Genomic DNA, 18,002 nt, shown 5'->3' with positions numbered 1-18,002 from the left:
AGGAATGGGGTGTATCCAAAGTTACCTACACTAAAATAGTAAATAATAAAGATGAATAATATTTGTGGAAAATATAAAATTTAGGAGGTGCAAATATGGCTATTGAACAATATACAGAAAATTTGACGATGAAGGAAATGAACTGTTCAATTGGAAAAAACGATTTTGGATATGTATTTCCTCAGGGGGATGTTTCGAAAGTTGATAAAATAGAAAAGTTATTAAAACAGGCTGGCGGTAAGCCAAAAGAGTGTGATTTAGATGATTATTCTAAAGGAGGAAATGGCAAAGCAAAGCCAGAATTTGTTATCACATTTGATGATGATATTAATACAATTATAGTTGTTGAGTGTAAAAATTCTGTAAAAAAACATCAAAGTGAAGGGTTAAACAAACCAAATGGTTATGCTGTTGATGGTGCACTTTATTATGCTAAATTTTTAAAACAAGAATACAATGTAATTGCAGTAGCTATAAGTGGAACCTCAACTAGTAATATGAAGGTTGATACATTTTATTGGCAATATAGAATGGAAATGTATTCTAAAATGATTAAAGCTAAAGATATTATTTTAGAACCAAAGAACTACTTGGAATTAGTAAAAGGAAATAAACTACAAAAGGCATATTCTCTTGATGAAATTAGAACTACAGCAATAGATATGCATAATTATTTACGTGAAATAAAAATAACAGAAGCGCATAAGCCTATATTTATTGCTGGAATTTTAATTGCATTAAATGATTCTGATTTTTCAAAAACATATGCTGCATTGACATCTTATAAGTTAGTAATGCAAAATATACAAAATGCTATTGAAAATGTTCTTAAGGAAAGTGATATTAAAAGTAGTAGAATTAATTATATTAAACAAGTATTCAGCACTTTACAAGAAAATACAAAATTTGCAGACATTCCGCTGGGACATTTTAAATCAATAACTTGGTATATAGAGCAGCTTGAATTAAAAATTAAGCCTATGATGGACTATGCAGATAGTACAGTAGATGCATTGGGAGTGTTTTATCATGAGTTTATAAAATATTCTGGTGGAGATGGAAGTGGACTAGGGATTGTTTTGACACCTCAGCATTTAACAGAATTTATGTGTGAATTAGCAAATGTGAATAAAAATAGTAGAGTGGTTGATATATGCTGTGGCTCAGGTTCTTTTTTGGTAACTGCTATGAGTCATATGTTTAAAGATGCAAATCCAGATGAAGTAGAAAATATAAGAAAAAACGGATTATATGGTGTTGAATTTGATGATGGATTATATACACTGGCTATTGCTAATATGATTATAAGAAAAGATGGAAAATCTAATATTTATAAAGGGGATTGTTTTAATAGCAAAATTGTAAAAGAATTAAAAGAAAAAAATATTAATATTGGACTTATTAATCCTCCGTATTCTCAAAAAGATGTAGTTGAATTAGAGTTTGTTGAACATCTTTTAGATATATTGACGATAGGAGGGATAGGTGTTGTTGTAGTACCTATGAGCTGTGCGATAGGTACGAAATTTAAAGAAGTTAGAGAAAGATTGTTAAAAAAACATACTTTAAAAGCTGTATTTTCGATGCCTGATGAGATTTTTTATCCAACAGCAACGAATGTTTGTGTAATGGTATGGGAAGCACATAATCCACACAATGAAATGGTGGAAACTTTTTTTGGATATTGTAAAGATGATGGCTTCGAAAAAAGAAAATATGTTGGAAGGGTTGATGCAAATAATAAGTGGAATAGTATAAAAAATGAATGGTTAACATTGTATAGAAATAGAGATATAAAGGATGGATTAAGTGCAAGAAAATGCGTTTCATATAATGACGAATGGTTATGTGAGGCATATATGAAAGTGGATTTTACTAAGCTAACTAAACGTAATTTTGAGCAAACTATTCGTGATTATTTAGCTTTTGAAATTAAACATGGACTTACTTTACTTGAAGACAAGTTCAAATATAGTTATGTACCAGTAGAATTGGATATAAAAAAGTGGAAAGAATTTAAAGTGGAAGATTTATTTATAGTTGAAAGAGGAAAAATTAATAATATAACAGGTTTGGCTGAGGGAGATTGTCCAATTGTTTCGGCATATGGAGAAAATCAAGGAATTGCCTTTTTTGCAGATGAGGAACCACGATATTCTAACTGTTTGACTGCTTCAATGAATGGTAGTAAGACTGGATATGTTACATATCATGGATATGGATTTAATGCAAATGCAGATTGTGGTGTTTTAATTCCAAAGTTTAATATGGATATATATACTGGGTTGTTTATAGCAACTGTAATGAAACAATTTTCATATAAATATATATATGGCAGAAAGCTGACAAAAACTAGGCTGAATTTGGAAATAATAAAATTGCCTGTAAATAGAATAGGCAAAATCGATTTGGAATATATGAGAAGTTATATGATGTCATTGCCATATAGTGACAAAATATAGGGAGGTTATTAAATGCTAAAACATACAATGGAAGTTGATGGTAGAGAAGAGGATCTTCAGTTGGCTGAGAATGAATATGTTGAAGACGAAAAAAATGTACCAAATGAGTTTGAAAATAAACGCATGCTTTTGAAAAAAACAAAAATTGTAAAACAGACATGGTCAATTTTGGAAATATTTCAAAAAATAAAAGACAAGAAATTAATATTAGATCCAAACTATCAACGAAGAGAAATATGGAAAGATGATAAAAAAACAGCCTTTATAGAGTCTTTGTATATGGAAATTATGATTCCGCCTATTTATGTTGTAGAGATTCCGGGAGATGATTTATTATCTGAAAATAAGTATGAAGTGGTTGACGGAAAACAACGATTAACTGCTGTTTTAGATTTTATTAATGGGAAATTGGTATTGGCAGAAAAATCATTAGAATATTATAAAGATATTTTTGGTGGAAAAAATTTTTTGGAAATAAAAGAAGTTGATAGTGAGCAGACAACTCAAATGTTATCATCTGTGTTGGATATATATGTAATAACTGCCAATTCACCAGAGTTTACTAAATACGATATATTTGCTAGGTTAAATAAGGGTGCTGAAAAATTAAAGGTAAATGAAATTAGAAGAGCTATATATCGTTCTGACGTCACAAATACAATAGAAGAATTTATTAATGATAGGGTTGCACAAGGAGCAGATTCAGTATTAAAACAGCAGTATGAAAAGCTTTTTACAGAAAATGATATTAAAAGGTTTGAAGATTATGGTAGATTTTATAGAAGTTTAGCATTTTATATTCAATCAGACTTATCAAATAGTATTGTGCAGTCATATAATTCTAGACCTAGAGATATGATTAATATGGTATTACAAAAAATACAAAAGGGGGAAGAAAAAATTGATCAAGAGAAAGTAAAATCTATTTTGCAAGCAACAATTGAATTGTTAGATAAATTGTATGACAACCCTAATAAAGATTATTTGGTTGATGCATGTATTCCTTTTGTAATTACAGACAAGGAAAAACTTTATAATAAATTAGATAATATAGTGTCTGATGATGAAATAAGCAAAACATTTGAAAAATCATCACCAACTACAAGTAATGTTAATAAAAGATTAGAACGTGTGATAAATATTATGCAGGAGTAGAATACTAATGCTTAAACAGAGTAAAGAAATATTGGTTTTACAGTTGAAATCGTTGGTGGTATATCAGTTTCTAGATACATTTAATAAACTTGAAAAAATGGTGAAATATGATTTTAAAAAAAGTTTGAAGTGTATTGATAAAGAAAATTTAAATAAATTGTATTTTTATTATGGAGGATTGATTAGTACATATATAGACAATGATGTTGAAGCTTTAAAATTGAATGAGATTAAGTTTAAAAGAGAAGAAGAGTTTGGATTATTAAAAATCAATCAAATAATAAAAATCAACAAATCATCAAATATCATTAAAAAATATAATGATAGCATAAAATCGGTGCAAAGAGAATCAACTGTATTTGATTTACAAAGTTGTATTATTAAACTTATTAACATGAGAAATGTAATGGCTCATGAAATATATGAATGTTCATTCAAGGACAAAGACATTATTGAATTATTATCAAAAGAAAAGATACGAGATGCTCAATTTGAATTTTTGACTAATTATGATACGGATTTGATGGATGACATGACTAAGTCAATAATTAGTAATTACTATTATATGTGTGAAATAATTTTATTATTAGAGGAAAAAGATAAGTGAATAGTAATTAAAATTTTAACCATATTCACATATTATATGTATATGTGGATGAATGTATTTTTATAGTAGTAGTTCAGGGAATGTGTGGGGAGCCAACCGTATACAACACATATGCAACACTGGTGCACACAAATCCCCTATTTAAGGGCTTTTCAGGATATACAAACGTTCTCAAAGAGATAATATTTTACAATTCAAAGCGTCTTATGGCGTTTCAGAAAAGTATATTACACCTCAGAACTTCGGTTCTGAGGTGTTTTTTTAAAAAGCGTTGATAAAATATATAATAATAGTTAAGTATTAAGTACGATTGAAAAGATATTTTTGTATTTGTAGGCGTTGCATTTACAGAAGAAGATTGTGACATATTTACTGGATTTGTATTTCAAAAATTTGGTATGGTACCAAAGGATGGGGATACAAAAACAGAATTGGAAATAATTATAGAAATTTTAGAATAAATCCACGTTCTGTTGCAGATAATGTCTATAAGAAGACGTGCAATTTTAGTGCGGAATCTAAAATTGCAGAGTGCATCTGTATTGCGGAATGCATCTGCAGAATGGGGATTGTGCAAAAATGAACAGTACAGCAAAAAATCTGCGAAGAATATCGGGCAAAATAGCAGCATTTATAATTATTGTCATAATGGCATCCGTGACATGCGCCTGTGATATCGGGCATGGAGAACAGAGTGGCAGCGGAAGGCGCATAGTAAGAATCGGACATAATCAGGCAACTGACCATCCGATTAACATAGGGCTGGCAGAGTTTGAAAAATACGTTGAGAAGCGGCTTGGTGACAGATTTGACATAGAGATATTTCCAAATGAGCTTCTCGGCGCACAGACTGATATGGTGCAGCTTACGCAGACCGGGGCAATAGATTTCTGTGTTGCAAGTAATTCAATACTTGAGACATTTTCGGACAGGTACACACTTTTTAACCTTCCGTATCTGTTTGCTTCAACCTCAAGCTATCATGCTGCAATGGATGATGAGGATATAACGTCTGGTATATTTGCATCAACAAAAAAGGCGGGCTTTGAGGCGGTGACGTGGATTGATGCAGGAACGAGAAATTTTTATACGGTCAATAAAGAGATTAACAGCCCGTCAGACCTTAAAGGGCTTAAGATACGCGTCCAGCAGTCACCTACTAATGTTGAGATGATGAAGCTGCTTGGCGGCTCTGCTACACCGATGGGCTTTGGGGATGTATACACGGCGCTTCAGGCACATGTAATTGACGGAGCAGAGAATAATGAGCTTGCGCTGACTTCTAACGGACACGGAGATGTGTGCAAATACTATTCTTACGATAGGCATCAGATGATACCCGACATTCTGATTGGCAACTGTGAATTCCTTGAATCGCTTACGGAAGAGGAGCGAGCGGTATTTGATGAGGGATTTGAGCTGTTTAACAGAATTGAGAGAGAAGAATGGGACCATGCAGTTGAGGCATCGCGTGAGCGGGCGCAGAAGGAGCAGGGAGTAACATTTCTCTATCCGGATACGGAGCTGTTCAGACAGATATGTCTGCCGATGCATGAGAATTTTCTGAAAGAGCATGAAGAACTGCGTGATATCTATAATGTAATACAAATGCTCAATGAGGAGGTGGAATAATGGCGGTACAGTCACTTATCATAATACTTGCTGTCCTTCTTGTGCTTCTGGCGCTGGGAGTGCCGATTGCATATTCAATAGGAATCTCAGCTCTTGCGGCGATTCTTGCCACAATGGATATGAATGTGGCGGTCATAACTGCCGCACAGAGAACCTTTGTCGGAATGAGCAAGTTCAGTCTGACGGCAATACCTTTCTTTATACTTGCCGGTAACCTGATGAATCAGGGCGGAATAGCCAAAAGGCTTGTTGACTTTGTAATGGCGGTACTCGGCAAGCTTCCGGGCGCACTGCTGGTAACCAATGCAGCAGCCAATTCACTGTTCGGAGCAATATCAGGCTCAGCGGCAGCGGCATGTGCGGCGGTTGGCAGTATGGTCAGGGACGGTGAGGAGAAGCTTGGCTATGATCCGGCATTATGTGCTGCAACCAATGCAGCATCTGCACCGTCAGGACTTCTTATTCCTCCGTCCAATGCGCTGATAACATACTCGCTGGCATCGGGCGGAACATCTGTTGCGGCATTGTTCCTCGGCGGATATGTTCCGGGAATAGTGTGGGCGCTGTGTTGTATTGCCGTCGGAATAATATTTGCGGTTAAAAAAGGCTACAGGGGTGTGCCGGGAAGCTTTGACTGGAAGAATCTCGGAATATGCACCGTCAGGGCAATTCCTGCGTTGTCACTCATAGTAGTCGTAATAGGAGGAATTGTCGCAGGGATATTCACGGCAACGGAAGGTTCGGCAATAGCAGTTGTATATGCACTTATTCTCGGAATATGCTACCGCAATATAACGCTGGAAAAATTCTGGAGAATTGTAATTGAAAGCACGCGCATGAGTGGACTTGTTGTATTTCTTATCGGCGTGTCCAATGTACTCGGATGGGTAATGTCATTCCAGCAGATACCTCAGGCAGTATCGGCGGCACTTCTCGGAGTGACGCAAAGTCCGGTGCTTATACTTCTGATAATGAATCTAATACTGCTTGTAGCAGGAACATTTATGGATGTAACTCCGGCAATTCTGATATTCACACCTCTTTTTTTGCCGATTGTCAAGTCGTTTGGGATGAATTCCGTGCAGTTTGGGCTGATTCTTGTATATAATCTTTGTATAGGCAATATAACGCCGCCTGTTGGTAACACTCTTTTTGTCGCAATAAGGGTGGGCGGAAGTACACTTGCCAGGACACTGCCCTACATGCTGCTGTATTATGTGGCGATACTTCTCGGGCTTCTGCTTGTAACCTATATTCCGGCGCTTACAATGGCACTTCCGGCACTTGCCGGACTAATCTGAAAATAACAATCTGAAAATAATAGTGGGTATTCGGGGAGACAGTGCAAAATCCTTTTTGCACGTCTCCCTGTTTTCTGATACAATCAAGGCAGCAGATATAAAAAGGGGAGGGATAACCATGATAGCATGTCCGGATTGCGGCAGCGCACTGGAGTTTGACGTAGCGAAGCAGAAGCTCAAGTGTCCGTCATGCAGGCAGGAATATGGGGTTACATCGGTTAAGGATAACACAGAGAGTGCTGATACATTTAACGTATTCAGATGCTCACAGTGCGGCGGAGAAGTATACTCCAATGATAATACGATAGCGGGCTTCTGCAGCTATTGCGGTGCGCCGGCTGTAAGGCATTCGGGAACAGATAAGATTGAAGTACCGCATTACATAATACCATTTAAGGTTGATAAGGAAGGCTGTAAGAAGATATTTGAAGAATTTGTGGATAAGAACAATTATGTTCCGAATGACTACAGGCTTGAGGACGGTATTCACGAATTCAGGGGAATCTATGTGCCGTATCACGTATATGATGCCGAATTTGACGGAGCCTATCATATGAAGGGCAGGTCAGAGACTGTAAGCGGCAGCGGTGATAAGAAAAAATGCAACGTAAAGATATGGGATATTAATGCGGTTGTGTCCGGCAGCATAAATAAAATCACGCATGACGCATCAGATGCATTTGATGATGATCAGAGTGAGCTGATTAACGATAACTGTAAAGAGTTCAGAAAATTTGCACCGGGATACCTGTGCGGCTTTTATGCAGACTCAGCGGATGTGCCGGCGGAGGAGTATACGGAATTTGTGAAGGATACGGCATATGAGCGGGCGGAGAAGAGTGTCAGCGTTAAGATGCCGGGAAGTATTAAGACCAAATCACCCAATACAAGACCGGATGTTAAGGTCACCAATACCGGCGATGTTCTTAAGCCGGTGTGGTTTATGGCATATAGAAATAATAACCGTATGGCGTATTCGGTAATAAACGGAAAAACCGGTAAGATAAGCTGTGACCTGCCTGTGGATATCAAATGGTTTTTTGGGATATCACTGGCTGTATCGGCTGTGCTGTTTATCGTATTGAATCTGCTTCAGGGCTTTATACTTACGGCAAAAAGCTCAATCGTAATGGCAGCATTTATAAATCTTACTCTTTCAGTGCTGTATAATATGAATATAAGTAAAATGTATGACCATGAGATAAAGCACAGATATAAGGCGCGTCACACCCAAGGTGCGGTAACTCTTGCTAATAGCAGGCTTGCGGGAAGTCTTACGGCAATTGCGGTATTTGCTGTACTTTCAGTACTCGCCGTAGTTGCGGTACCGATGATAACAGACAGGCTGCAGCAGGCAGATGCGGCGGCACAGGCGGTAAATGCGGCAGCGCAGGCAGGTATGACAGCAGTGGCGGCAGGAAGCGAGTACCGCGAGAGCGGTGTTTCCTTTAAGGTTGCAGTGTGTGCAATAACGGCATTTATACAGATTATTATGATTAGTGTCAGTGCTCCGAGGTATGCCGTACTTTTTAAAAATTCCACAAAATCGGTTCCTGTATCGGTGCTTTCACTGCTCGCAACAGCAGTCCTTATCGTGACGGCATTTATAAATCCTGTTGATGACATATGGTATTACATAGTGGTTCTCGGAACATATGCGGTTGATATATTTACGATATTCGGAATAATAAGGGATTATAATCTGTCCTGTACCAGACCGCTTCCGCAGTTTGAGCTTTATAAGGGAGGGCGTGAGCATGACAGGGATTAAAAAGAAAATAATATGCATGATTATTGCATTATCTGCCGTTATCGCGGGACTTGCCATAGGAAGCGGAATGCTGACATGCGGTACATTAACAGCCGCAGCAGCGCAGGACATCGAAGGTATTACGGAAAGTGTTACAGAAGATATTACGGAAGCAGATGGTCACAGAATCATATATTATGATAAGGCGCAGATAGTTGACGCTTCAGGCAAAGCAGATGTAATAGAGGCAATGAAGGCAATATCAGCCGATTCCAATGTTATATTCTATACAACTGACAGAAATGAAGCCGGTGAGACGGCAGATGTATGTGCCAATGTGTGTGCATCATATTTTGGCAGTAAAAAGACAGCTCCGGTTGTGATGTTTACGATAGATATGTATCACCGTGAGATATATATGTACTGTACGGGACCGGTGCGCAAGATAATCCGCAGCAGGGATGCACTTGCGATTACGGACAATATATATAAGCTTGCGTCCAAGGAGCAGTATGCACAGTGTGCGGTTCAGGCATTTAATCAGGCACAGCTCCGAATTAACGGATTATCGATAAAGCGTCCGATGCAGATTGCAACCAACGCGCTTCTGGCGGTAATGCTTGGTTTTCTTACAAATTATATTTTCCTTCTTGTGTCACGGAAGGCAAACGGAGCACATAAGGATACGGTCAGATCAGCATATGGTGATAACAACAGCATGACTATTGACATTCAGAAAAAATGCGTACGCCAGTATTCATACCGTTACAGCGAGAGCAGCTCAGATTCTTCAGGCGGATTTGGCGGCAGCGGTGGTGGCGGAGACAGCGGCGGAAGCTCAGGAGGCGGACACAGCTTCTGACAGTTGTGCCTTAACGCGGCGGCGTTAAGGCTGTCAATTGAGAAAAATCAATCACATACCGAATTGACAAATACCCCACAGGGGTATATATAATAATTGATTATATGTGCAGCAGGCATTACAGACATTATCAGAAGCATACAGAGCCTGCGGAATGGAGATTATTATGGTTAAGACAACATTGAAGATTGATGGTATGATGTGTGGAATGTGTGAATCACACATGAATGATCTGATTCGCAGCAATTTTAAGGTAAAGAAGGTTAATTCATCCGCAAAAGACGGAGAGTGTGTTATCATAAGTGAGGAAGAGATTGATATTCCATGGGCCAAGAAGGAGATAAAAGGCATCGGATATGAACTTGTCTCATATACAACAGAGCCTTATGAGAAGAAGGGGCTGTTTGGCTGGGGACGTAAGTAACAGCGCAATATCATATACATATATGGAGAGTAGTATGGGGAAGAAAGATTACGGGAATATACTGACAACAGTTATATTCAGTATATTTATTCTGGCAGGCTTATGGACATGGGAGAACAGAGGCTTTTTGTTTGGGTATTTTCCGCATACGTCACATTATGAGCTGACGGAGGGGTATTATGACCATAGTGTCCGAAGAAGCGAAGAGGCTGCGGTAATCGTTAAAAAGCCTGATGGCACAGGGAATTGCAGGGGATATGTTGCTGCCGGAATAGGTGAGCGTATTGGAGATACACTGATTGTTGCTTACAGTGCAGATACAAGACCACATGTGGCACGTATAAAGCCTGTGATATCGCCGTCGTGGCTAATTGCTGCAATAGCAGTTATTATAGGTAATATAACAGCAGTTTACAAAAAATACCGCGAATAAATAACAGATAGCAGGAGAAAGAATTGGTCAGGGCTCAGGCATACAGGATTCTTGGTGTAGACAGGAATGCAGACAGAACAGAGATAAAAAAGAGATACAGACAGCTTATGCATATGGCACACCCGGATTCCAATGCCGCAAAAGCAACAGGAGGTTATCCGTATACTGCTCAGGAGATTAATGAGGCATACGAAGTCATTTGCAGATATGTGACACCGGAAGATAATTCACATAACCGTCAGGAACGTGCCGGCAGACATTCCGGTGATGAGCGCAGTAAGGCTCTGGCGTGGGATGCACCGGAGAATCCCAATGCATATGCCGCACGTAATGTATACCACAGTGTAGAGGATGTGGACGGCAACAGGCTTGGAGATATAGTTATAGCAAGTGGCAGATACATATGGAAACCTGAGGAGGATTTCAGTCTTTTTCTTAAAAGCATGCTGGAATGCAGTGCTGCGATTCTTGATGACATACAGGCAGACGCTGATATGGAAGCGAAGCTTAAGTTTCAGGCAGAGCTGGCATATCTGCTTGCACAGCAGTTTATCGATGCCGGAGGGACGCTCCCGCTGATTGTCGGAGAACCGGCAGCACATGACGACGCGGATATATATCATATGTTGTGCATGCTTGAGAAGATACCGGCAAGGCGCGTGAGGCTCAATATAGTTCCCGGAGCGCTGCTGTATCCTGAAAAGATATCCGGTCACAGGCTGTATCTGAAAAATGAAAAAGGCCAGAGTGCAGGCTACCTGTCATTTAAAGATGACAGAATGTATTACATTATAATCCCGATGCTCGAACACAGACGCGCGCAGGTAAAGATTCAGGTAAAAAAGACAGATGCAGTGTATACAGAACTTGATTTCTGGGTTAAGATAGTGCATGGACGTGAAGGAACATTTGCAGAGAATCTAAGCCTGCAGATAGAAGACCTGCTTAACAGATACAGGAACAGATATAAGAAAGGATATTAGCGATGAATTGGGGAATACTTGCAACAGGAACAATTGCACGGAAGTTTGCCGATACCGTGAATCGTATGGGAGGAGAGGAGAAGCTCGTGGCAGTTGCCTCAAGAAGTGAAGAGAAAGCAGCGGCATTTGCCAATGAGTTCGGAATACCGGGATATTATGGTTCGTACGAAGCCATGCTTAAGGATGCGGGAGTTGATGCAGTGTATATTGCAACACCCAACAGTATGCATTATGAGAACTGTGTGATGTGTCTTGATGCAGGAAAGCATGTGTTATGTGAGAAGCCATTTACGATAGAGGCATCGCAGGCTGAGAAGCTGTATGATTACGCTGCACAGAAGGGACTGTTTATAATGGAAGCCTTCTGGATAAGATTTCTGCCGCTCTACCGGGAATTAACCGGTTTAATCGAAAATGGTGTAATAGGTGATGTGCGTCATGCAAGATGTGAGTATGGCTTTATTGCGACAGGAGCAAGACGTGAGCGTAAGTTCAAGGCAGAGCTTGGCGGAGGCGCACTTTTGGATATAGGCATATATAATCTCGGATTTCTTCATATGATTATGAATGCGGCACCGGAGAGCTTTGATACCTGTGTTCATATGAATGAGTATGGCACAGATGATTACAGTGTATTGCAGCTGGCATATCCGGGAGGACGAACAGCACAATGTATACAGACAATCGGAATGAAGATTGACAGGCATGCTGCAATATTCGGGACAAAGGGAAGCATATATATAGATGACTTCCAGCATGCAGTATCAATGACTGTGAAGCCGGATAATGATGAAGAATACACGGTTGAGAGCCCTGTGGATATTAATGGATTTGAGTATGAGATACGCGAAGTGTCATCATGTGTAAAGCATCATATGCAGTCAAGCAGGATATATACGCCAAAGGACAGCATTACGGTGTTAAAGCTGATGAATGACATAATGACAGAATGGCAGAAGGATGACGTTCACATAGAGATAAGTAAGTGATATAAGGAGACCACCGAATGAATTACAAAGGTTATGAATTACCACTTGACAGCGAGCATGTGCTTCTTGATGCATCACTCACAGATACAGAGGTGCAGGCAGGCAGCTACATTTACAATAATATACAAAGCATGCTCAGACCCACGCCCACAGAGGATGCAATTAACTCAAAAAAGATGGCGGATAAGAAGCTGACAGTGTACATAATGCCCGGCGTATACTGGATTGATGACCCTGAGGCAGACGACACTATGCAGCCGTGGGGCGGCTATGACGTACCTTACGGAATAGCTGTTACAGCGCACAGCCTTGAATTTGCCGGGCTTACAGACGATGCAGAGGATGTTGTGATTGCAGGCAACAGAGGACAGTCGCACGGAGCCAACGGCAACTACACAATGTTTCATTTTGAGTGTGAATCATTGACTATAAAGAATCTGACGATAGGTAATTATTGCAGTACAGACCTTGAATATAAGCGTGATGCATCCAGGAATCACAGAAGGCGCACAGATGCGATAACACAGGCACAGCTTGCAATAATGCAGGGTGACAGAATGTTCGCCGATAACTGCCGCTTTATCGGCAGGCTTAACTTAAGGCCTGTTGAGGGTGCCGACAGAGCCTTGTACCATAACTGCCATTTTGAATCAACTAATGATGCAATAACAAGCAATGCTGTTTTTGTCGGCTGTGATTTTGACTTTTACGGAAGCAGACCGCTTTTTTCAGCGACCCGGACAGGTGCCGTTTTCCTTGACTGCGATTTTAACTGCCTTGAGGCAGACCCGCGGGTTGAGGGAATGCAGTATTTTACAAAGGATGGCGGACAGGTGGCGGCTGTTGGGTGCAGATATCACAGCAATTTTGATGTTCCGTTCGGAATCGGCTGGACAAGATACCCTGACCCGCAGCTCAGATGTTACCAGTGCGATAATACGCATAACAAAGAGAGTGTTGTGATTGGCGGACTACGGTCAAAGACAACCGTTGATATGTCAGGACTGCCGCTTCTTAAGGCATACAGGCTTGATGATTACGGATGCTATAATACCTACAACCTGCTAAGAGGCAGTGATGGCTGGGATCCGTTGAATGTTGGCGTACAGTCCGGCGCATGTTCGGCTGATAATATTCCGGTGCAGCTTATACTGTCGTCAGATGCGGAGTGTATACAGGCAGATGCTGACAGCGTGCAGAACAGTGGCCTGTCCGCAGGAACAGTTTCCGGGGCGGCTGCATCATCCAAGGCGGTTGTATCATCCAGGGCACTGTGCTTCTGGGGCGGCATCGGTGATGCCGGCAATATAACATTCTATGTCGATGATATTTATAAGGACTTTGTCAATGTAAATGACAATAATGACGGAAGCTGCACTGTTACCGGAAGACCGGAAGCGTTTTGCAATATCGATAAAGAATACGTGGATGTTGTAATAGAGGCTGTGACGGCAATCGGACTGCACGGAGCATATAAGCTCAGAATAGATGCTCCTGTAACGGAAGCACCGCAATTCACTAAATACCCGGAGTTGTCAATCTGCAATGGTAATGCAGAGCTTAGCTATGAGCTTGAACTTAACGGTCATACGGACAGGTCGGTTGTCTCATGGTACCGCTGTGACGGCAGCAGGGGTGAGGGTGCAAGATTGACTGCAATTACAAGAAACAGCCCTAAACTGTCATATAAGATAACGGCAGCAGATGTCGGCAGTTATATAGGAGCCTCTGTCATTCCGAGATGCACATCAAGCTGTGATGGTGCAAAAGTTGTTGCGGTTACAGACAGAAGAATTGCAGATACGGATACTGATGGCTATGACATTTGCACAGATTTTTCAGATATTCCTCTCAATATGGGGAAAAATATAGCCGAAGGCATGTGGTCTGTGGATTATTACCGTCCGACAGATACCTGCAGCTTCGGAAGCTGGCACGGTGAAGAGTGTACAGAGCCGTGGCATTACGGCATAACAGGTGACGGCTGCACGCATCCCGGATTGTATCAGGGAACGCAGGGCGCAAGAATTATGTATACACCGACCTACAGACAGAATGACCGGGTTAAGATATATAGAGGTATGAGCCTGCACCTTACGGCAGAGCCTGCCAAGACGTCATGTCAGGGCTTTGGAAGCGCATATCAGTATATGGATGTATGCATTAAGTTTGATACGGAGAATCTTACCGGATACGGCTTAAGAATTTACAGGAGTCCAAAGGCATCCAACGCGTGTGTATTTGTACTTGTGCAATATGAAGAGGGAACAACGACATTTATATCTGACAAAGTAATATCCGGCTGCTTTGTGTCAGAGTGTATCATAGATGTGAAATACATGGATGGAAGTCTTACGGCTGATGTCAGGACTACGGCAGAGCAGCATGCATTACAGGAAGTCCATCTTAAGGCAGATGTTCCCGATAATCTGCATGGTGGAATTGCAGTCCAGCACACCGGAACCACGGGAACCGGCGGCTGGCAGAACACCACAACCCTTACAGGCTTAAAAGTTTCTTATAAGTAAGATCTATCATAAATGCTCCGAGCGGTGCTGTTATTAATATTGCAAGCACCGCTACAGTGAGCACTATGCTTCCGCATGAAAGTCCCATTGCAAGAGGAACACTTCCGATTGCAGCCTGGACAGTGGCTTTTGGAGTATATGCAAGCATACAGAATAATCTTTCTTTCATATTAAGATTCGTACCGGGCAGGCAGACAAATACGCCTGCAATCCTGAATATCAGCACACCGAATATAAGAATGACTGCACCGGCTCCGGCAGACAGCGCATATCCGATATCGACAGAAGCGCCTACGAGCACGAACAGGACAACCTCGGCCCCAACCCACAGTCTGTTAAACTTTCCCGACAGGCGTACCGCAGTTTCATTGCGGTATCTTGAAAGAGCAATTCCCATGAACATAACAGCTATCAGTGCCGAGAATGTAATCGGAGTACTCAGGGCATTTTCGGCAGACACAAGAATAAATGATATACTGAGCACTATAATAACTTTGATAGTGTCGCGCACATGAACTTTCTCGAAGTATACGGCAAGAAGCCATCCTGACGCAATTCCGAGAGCTATTCCCAACACTACGGATACGGGGATATTAATAAAGCTCATTGCAGAGACGCGGTCTCCCTTTGCAAGCCCTGTAAATGTACTGAAAAGAACTATTACATACACATCATCCACGGAAGCACCTGCAAGAATAAGCTGCGGGATGCTTTTTTTAGTTCCGTAGCCTTCATCAATAAGCTTAATCATCTTAGGGACAACGACGGCAGGAGATACTGCCGCAACAACAGCACCCATAATGGCGGCCTCGAGCAGGCTTATTCCAAGAATACGGGGAGCCAGAAGAAGCATTCCCGCAAGCTCAAAGGTTGCCGGTACAAAGCACATAAGAATGGCAGGTCTTCCGACACGCTTAAGGTCATTAATGTCAAGCGTAAGTCCGGCTCTTGTAAGAATTATTATAAGGGCAATCTTACGCAGGTCAGCGGAAATGTTAAGAATTGACGGGTCTATCAGGTCAAGCACATACGGACCTAATATAATTCCCGTGATAATCATGCCGAGAAGACCCGGCAGCTTCAGACGGCGGCATATATATCCCGATGCCATGCCGATAAGCATAATGAGTGCGATACTAAGTAACATGTCAGTGATTCCTCCTAAAGCAGATTGAATGACAGTACAATTATGAGAATCACATCAGCCATTATTCCAATAACCGAAGGAAGAATAGCACCTTTGCCTGTTTTGTATTTTGTTTCATAGTACATAACCGTTCCTCCCATGATGACGATGATAGCATGTCTTACAGGTCATGAAAATGGGTAATAAGGATTATTAAATTGCTTTCCTGCATGTGTTATTATTAAATCAATGGTGCTATGAACAATAATTATTACCTGAACACAATTACAGATGGAGGATTTTCTATGGCAATGAACTGGAATATGCTTATGTCAGATGCACGATATCATGAAGATAGTGCGGATGCTGCAGAATGCGGTGAAGTTACATATGAGAATGATTATGACACGATAATAAGCAGCACGCTTTTCAGAAGACTTCAGGATAAAGCCCAGGTGTTTCCGCTTGAGGAAGATGATTATGTAAGAACACGACTGACGCATTCACTGGAAGTTTCGGCCATAGGAAAAAAGCTCGGAGAGTATGTATTCAGAAAGTTACGTGATGCCGGTGCGGATGAGTGGTTTGATACGCATTCGGAAAAAGATTTTTCTGATGTGCTTCTGTGTGCAGGGCTTGTTCATGATATAGGCAATCCGCCATTCGGACATTTTGGCGAATATGCAATAAGGGAATGGTTTCAGAATAATATAAGCAGCCTTAAGCTTAAAGGTGTAAGCATAGACAGAATACTTACAGACGAACAGCTCGGAGACCTGTACCATTTTGAAGGCAATGCGCAATCACTGAGAATATTGTCTGCAACGCCATATCTGGGAACACTTGCAGGGTTCAACCTGTCATATGCGGTGCTTGCGGCAATAATCAAATATCCGGTCTCGTCTGTTGCAGTCGCATCGTCATCAAAATATCGTAAATTCGGCTATAATACTGCTGAAAAGGCGCTTTTTGACGACATATCGTCAAAGACGGGAATGAATGGCAGCAGGCATCCTCTCTCATATCTTCTTGAGGCAGCAGATGACATAGCGTACAGAACATCCGACATAGAAGACGCAATGGTCAAGAAAGTTATCAGCTATTCCCAGATAGAAGCATCGCTGGAAGTGTATGCAGAAGCCAATGGATATGACAACATGTATAAGAATATAGGTATACTTAAGGAACTGTGTGCAAAAGAGATAGGAAGCGGGCACAGAAATCCTGAACTGACGGCACTTCAGATGTGGAATAAGCGCATGAAGAGGTTAATGATAGAAGAGGCCTCGGATTCATTTGTAAAGAATTATGATGCAATAATAAACGGAACATTTGAAGGCGGGCTTTTTGAAAATACATCATCAGGCCACATAATCGGAGCAATATCACAGCTTAGCGAGCAGATGATATATACAAGTCCCGTTAAGATTAAGACAGAGCTGTTCGGAAGAAGAGTAATAGAATCACTGCTTGGACAGTTTATGCCGGCAGCAGTGCGTTTTGACACAGACGATAAAATGACATTTATCGACTGCCGGACGATTGATATAATATCGGGATTCTACAAATCAATGTACAAAGCCCAGTCAGATGGCAGGGACGAAAGTGAGAAGCTTTATCTCAGGATACTTATGGTAACTGACTACATAAGCGGCATGACGGACAGCTATGCGAAGCGGCTTTACAATGGGTTGTTTGTATAAAAGCAGACGCAATATTTGGTAAAAATACCACTTGAATTATCTATATA

14 protein-coding genes are annotated in these 18,002 nt (G+C 40.8%); 13 read left to right on the top strand and 1 reads right to left on the bottom strand.

The genetic code is table 11. The features are described from left to right. The first annotated feature begins 95 nt into the window (after positions 1 to 95). From NQ488_12420 to NQ488_12365, 12 genes are all read left to right on the top strand, one after another. The gene (locus tag NQ488_12420) at positions 96 to 2,462 is read left to right on the top strand and encodes an N-6 DNA methylase (GenBank protein ID UWN95341.1); all 2,367 of its coding nucleotides are present in this window, start codon (positions 96 to 98) and stop codon (positions 2,460 to 2,462) included. A 12-nt stretch (positions 2,463 to 2,474) separates the two neighbouring features. Beyond that, positions 2,475 to 3,617, top strand: coding sequence for a DUF262 domain-containing protein (locus NQ488_12415; GenBank protein UWN95340.1), 1,143 nt, complete (start codon positions 2,475 to 2,477; stop codon positions 3,615 to 3,617). A 7-nt stretch (positions 3,618 to 3,624) separates the two neighbouring features. Next, positions 3,625 to 4,224, top strand: a complete 600-nt coding sequence (locus NQ488_12410) for a hypothetical protein (GenBank protein UWN95339.1) — start codon at positions 3,625 to 3,627, stop codon at positions 4,222 to 4,224. A 648-nt stretch (positions 4,225 to 4,872) separates the two neighbouring features. Continuing rightward, entirely contained in the window at positions 4,873 to 5,856 is a 984-nt protein-coding gene (locus tag NQ488_12405) for a TRAP transporter substrate-binding protein (GenBank protein ID UWN97162.1), read from the top strand. Next, a complete protein-coding gene (locus tag NQ488_12400; GenBank protein ID UWN95338.1) occupies positions 5,856 to 7,157 on the top strand; it encodes a TRAP transporter large permease in 1,302 nt (433 codons plus the stop codon). The genes NQ488_12405 and NQ488_12400 overlap by 1 nt, the downstream gene beginning before the upstream one ends. Before the next feature lie 118 nt (positions 7,158 to 7,275). Continuing rightward, complete coding sequence (locus NQ488_12395; protein ID UWN95337.1) at positions 7,276 to 8,928, top strand: Trm112 family protein; 1,653 nt, start codon at positions 7,276 to 7,278, stop codon at positions 8,926 to 8,928. After that, positions 8,915 to 9,769: a TPM domain-containing protein gene (locus NQ488_12390; GenBank protein UWN95336.1), complete on the top strand. Its 855-nt coding sequence runs from the start codon at positions 8,915 to 8,917 to the stop codon at positions 9,767 to 9,769. The genes NQ488_12395 and NQ488_12390 overlap by 14 nt, the downstream gene beginning before the upstream one ends. 166 nt (positions 9,770 to 9,935) lie before the next feature. Then, the gene (locus tag NQ488_12385; protein ID UWN95335.1) at positions 9,936 to 10,193 is read left to right on the top strand and encodes a heavy-metal-associated domain-containing protein; all 258 of its coding nucleotides are present in this window, start codon (positions 9,936 to 9,938) and stop codon (positions 10,191 to 10,193) included. 34 nt (positions 10,194 to 10,227) lie between these two features. After that, positions 10,228 to 10,626: a hypothetical protein gene (locus NQ488_12380; protein ID UWN95334.1), complete on the top strand. Its 399-nt coding sequence runs from the start codon at positions 10,228 to 10,230 to the stop codon at positions 10,624 to 10,626. A 23-nt stretch (positions 10,627 to 10,649) separates the two neighbouring features. Beyond that, a complete protein-coding gene (locus NQ488_12375) occupies positions 10,650 to 11,609 on the top strand; it encodes a DnaJ domain-containing protein (protein ID UWN95333.1) in 960 nt (319 codons plus the stop codon). Positions 11,610 to 11,611: 2 nt separating this feature from the next. Continuing rightward, the gene (locus tag NQ488_12370; protein UWN95332.1) at positions 11,612 to 12,598 is read left to right on the top strand and encodes a Gfo/Idh/MocA family oxidoreductase; all 987 of its coding nucleotides are present in this window, start codon (positions 11,612 to 11,614) and stop codon (positions 12,596 to 12,598) included. Between the two features lie 17 nt (positions 12,599 to 12,615). Next, a complete protein-coding gene (locus NQ488_12365; GenBank protein UWN95331.1) occupies positions 12,616 to 15,126 on the top strand; it encodes a hypothetical protein in 2,511 nt (836 codons plus the stop codon). Here NQ488_12365 and NQ488_12360 read toward each other — a convergent pair. Then, positions 15,098 to 16,273 (bottom strand): cation:proton antiporter, encoded by a 1,176-nt coding sequence (locus tag NQ488_12360; protein ID UWN95330.1) that lies wholly within the window; start codon positions 16,271 to 16,273, stop codon positions 15,098 to 15,100. The two genes, NQ488_12365 and NQ488_12360, sit on opposite strands and share 29 nt — an antisense overlap. A 284-nt stretch (positions 16,274 to 16,557) precedes the next feature. Between NQ488_12360 and NQ488_12355 the strand changes: the two genes are divergently transcribed. Further along, positions 16,558 to 17,955: a deoxyguanosinetriphosphate triphosphohydrolase gene (locus tag NQ488_12355; protein ID UWN95329.1), complete on the top strand. Its 1,398-nt coding sequence runs from the start codon at positions 16,558 to 16,560 to the stop codon at positions 17,953 to 17,955. Positions 17,956 to 18,002: the final 47 nt, after the last annotated feature.

Origin of the sequence: [Bacteroides] pectinophilus (assembly GCA_025146925.1) — a bacterium.
In the GTDB taxonomy this organism is placed as follows: Bacteria; Bacillota; Clostridia; order Lachnospirales; family Lachnospiraceae; genus Bacteroides_F; species Bacteroides_F pectinophilus.
The sequence above is the reverse complement of the archived record's forward strand: the minus strand, read 5'-3'. Positions and strand labels throughout refer to the sequence as shown.

Excerpts from the sequence above, each read along its gene's own strand:
- NQ488_12420 (UWN95341.1), top strand. The coding sequence starts at position 96 with ATGGCTATTGAACAATATACAGAAAATTTGACGATGAAGGAAATGAAC.
- NQ488_12415 (UWN95340.1), top strand. The coding sequence starts at position 2,475 with ATGCTAAAACATACAATGGAAGTTGATGGTAGAGAAGAGGATCTTCAG.
- NQ488_12410 (UWN95339.1), top strand. The coding sequence starts at position 3,625 with ATGCTTAAACAGAGTAAAGAAATATTGGTTTTACAGTTGAAATCGTTG.
- NQ488_12405 (UWN97162.1), top strand. The coding sequence starts at position 4,873 with ATGGCATCCGTGACATGCGCCTGTGATATCGGGCATGGAGAACAGAGT.
- NQ488_12400 (UWN95338.1), top strand. The coding sequence starts at position 5,856 with ATGGCGGTACAGTCACTTATCATAATACTTGCTGTCCTTCTTGTGCTT.
- NQ488_12395 (UWN95337.1), top strand. The coding sequence starts at position 7,276 with ATGATAGCATGTCCGGATTGCGGCAGCGCACTGGAGTTTGACGTAGCG.
- NQ488_12390 (UWN95336.1), top strand. The coding sequence starts at position 8,915 with ATGACAGGGATTAAAAAGAAAATAATATGCATGATTATTGCATTATCT.
- NQ488_12385 (UWN95335.1), top strand. The coding sequence starts at position 9,936 with ATGGTTAAGACAACATTGAAGATTGATGGTATGATGTGTGGAATGTGT.
- NQ488_12380 (UWN95334.1), top strand. The coding sequence starts at position 10,228 with ATGGGGAAGAAAGATTACGGGAATATACTGACAACAGTTATATTCAGT.
- NQ488_12370 (UWN95332.1), top strand. The coding sequence starts at position 11,612 with ATGAATTGGGGAATACTTGCAACAGGAACAATTGCACGGAAGTTTGCC.
- NQ488_12365 (UWN95331.1), top strand. The coding sequence starts at position 12,616 with ATGAATTACAAAGGTTATGAATTACCACTTGACAGCGAGCATGTGCTT.
- NQ488_12360 (UWN95330.1), bottom strand. The coding sequence starts at position 16,273 with ATGTTACTTAGTATCGCACTCATTATGCTTATCGGCATGGCATCGGGA.
- NQ488_12355 (UWN95329.1), top strand. The coding sequence starts at position 16,558 with ATGGCAATGAACTGGAATATGCTTATGTCAGATGCACGATATCATGAA.